Origin of the sequence: Ruegeria sp. (assembly GCF_028066395.1) — a bacterium.
Taxonomy (GTDB): Bacteria; Pseudomonadota; Alphaproteobacteria; order Rhodobacterales; family Rhodobacteraceae; genus Ruegeria.
Genome location: NZ_JALCBM010000139.1, coordinates 1 through 2,570 on the forward strand (window position 1 = coordinate 1; position 2,570 = coordinate 2,570).

At 62.1% G+C, this 2,570-nt stretch carries 2 protein-coding genes; both read right to left on the bottom strand.

The window, feature by feature from the left end; genetic code table 11:
* Nucleotides 1-1,480 (bottom strand): thiamine pyrophosphate-dependent enzyme (locus MPJ51_RS21720; protein WP_298391147.1); only part of this gene is annotated, 1,480 nt, incomplete at its 3' end.
* Nucleotides 1,477-2,570 (bottom strand): histidinol-phosphate transaminase (locus tag MPJ51_RS21725; RefSeq protein WP_298391149.1); only part of this gene is annotated, 1,094 nt, incomplete at its 5' end. The genes MPJ51_RS21725 and MPJ51_RS21720, both read right to left, overlap by 4 nt.

Consider the following 2,570-nt stretch of genomic DNA (forward strand, 5'->3'; position numbering starts at 1 on the left):
CGCCAAAACTGTCAGCCATGCGGCAGAAATCGGGGTTGACCAGATCGGTGGCAATGACCCGCCCGCCGTAGTTGTTCTTTTGCATCTGCTGCACGTTTCCGTACTGGTTGTTGTTGAACACCACCGTGACCAGCGGGATTTTGTGCTGCACCGCCGTGGCCAGTTCCTGCACACCGAACATGAACCCTCCGTCCCCTGTGACCGAGACAACCGGCACATCAGGACGCGCCACCTTGACGCCCAGCGCGGTGGGAAAGCCGTAGCCCAGCGTGCCCTGATAACCAGTCGAGATATAGGTGCGCGGGTGATAGACCGGATAGACGATGCGGCTGGCAAACCCGACCTGGGTCAGTTCATCGACAAAAATGCCGTCCTCACCCAACGCCTCGCGGATGAGGTTCAGATAGGTGATCTGCGGCTCCAGCACCGCCGCGCGTTTGGCCCAGTTCGCATTGGCCTCCAGCAGTTCGTCACGGCGTGAGGCGCGCAGGCGGTTGTGGACCTCAAGCCGGTCCAGCAGAAACGGCACCGCAGCCTCGGCCCGGGCGGTGATGGCGAGCGTGGGTTCGGCGAAAATCTCATGCGTTGCAGGGTCGGTGTCGATACGGATGATCTTGGGGTGATGGGTCTTGATCCACTTGCCCATCGGCACCCGCATGTTGCTGCCGATTGACAGGACCACGTCCGCCTTGTCCCATAGCGGTCGGGAGGCAGGCAGGTGCAGTGCATAGGGGCTGCGCGCATCGACAATGCCCATCCCGGTCCGGTAGCCCACGACAGGGGCCTGCAGGGTTTCAGCCAGCCTGCGAATGGCCGGGCTGGCATCCAGCGCGCCGCTGCCCACGAAGATCATCGGGTTCTCAGCCTGTCCAAGCAGTTGAGCGGCCTGTTCCAGCGCCTCTTCCGGCACGGGCGGGATATCCAGGGTCGTTATGTCCGGGTCTAGGTCAACCGGCCCGGAGGCGGCCAGTACATTCATTGGAATTTCCAACCCGACCGGGCGGGGGCGGCCCGAGTCCATCTGGCGGAACGCCTCAGCCATCAGACCGGGTATTGCCGCCGGATCATTCGCCCGTTCCGCCCATTTGGTCAGGTTGCGGATGATCTGAAGCTGGCCTTCGATCTCATGCAGCTCTCCCATCTGCCGCCCGATCTTGTGCGAAGGGATTTGGCCGGTCAGGCAAAACACCTTGGCGTTCAGCGCATACGCGGTGGACAGGGCGGCGGTCGCGTTCAAAACTCCGGGGCCGGGCACCACGTTGAAAACCGATTTCTCACCGGTCGCCAGCGCCGCCCCCAGCGCCATATAGGCCGCGCCCTGTTCATGCCGGGTATGGATGATGCGGAATTTCGAGCGGTGGTCGTAGAAGGCGTTATACAGCCAGTCATTCTGTACCCCGGGCAGGCCGAACACGGTTTTCACGCCCTGCTTGTGGAGCGAAAGTACGGCGGCCTCGCCACCTGTCATCTGCTGCGTCATGCGTCTTGGTCCAGAAGGGTTGTCAGCGCGGCCAGCAGCCGCTGATTGTCGTCCGGCGTGCCGATGGTCGCGCGGATGTGGTTTGGCAGGTTGAAAGCCGGGCGGACCATAACGGCCTGTTGCACCAGCGCCTTGGTCAGGCTGTCGGCGTCGTGACCTTCAGGGCATCGGAACATCACGAAATTGGCTTGGCTGGGCGTGACCTCCAGCCCCAGCGCGCATAGACCATCAGCCAGTTTCACCCGCTGGTCGTGGTTGTTGTCGACCGTGCGGGCCAGATGCGCGGCGTCATCCAATGCGGCGATGGCAGCGGCCAGCCCGACCGAGTTTATATGAAACGCCCGTTTCAGGCGCTGAATGCGCGCGACCATATCCGGGCGCGCGATCCCATAGCCCAGCCGCATCCCCGCCAGCCCATAAGCCTTGGAGAAGCTGTGGACGATGACAATATTTCGCCCGTCTTTCACATGGCGGATCGCATCCGGCAGGCCATGTTCGGTGGCGAACTGGTAATAGACCTCATCATAGATCAGGGTCACATGGTCGGGCAGACCGTCCAGAATAGCGCTCAGAACATCTTCGCCAAACCAGGTGCCGGTGGGGTTGTTCGGGTTGCACAGATACACCAGCCGGGTTTGCGGCGTTACGGCAGCCAGGATACCGTCAACATCCACCGCATAATTCGCGCCGACCAGATCGACCATTCGCAATCTCGCGCCCTTTTTCTTGAGCGACGCCACATAGGCTCCGAAACACGGTGGGCAGATGATCGCCTCGGCCCCGTCGCACAGTACGGCATCTTCGATGAGGGACAGAACCTCGACCCCGCTATTGGCGGCAAAGAAGTGATCAGGTGTCAGCCCACGCCCGTGAAACTGCGCCAGTGCTGTGCAAAGCGCTGCGTCGGTGCGTTCAGGGTAAAGGTTGGCGTCCTGCAACGCCGCCTGCGCTGCGGCTATGGCTTTGGACGACGGGCCAAAGGGGTTTTCGTTCGACGACAACCTTGTGACCGGCCTGCCCTGCGTGAACTCTGCGACATCGCGGGCCGACAGCCCCGCCTTGTATTCCATCGACCTTGCATCGCCCATCG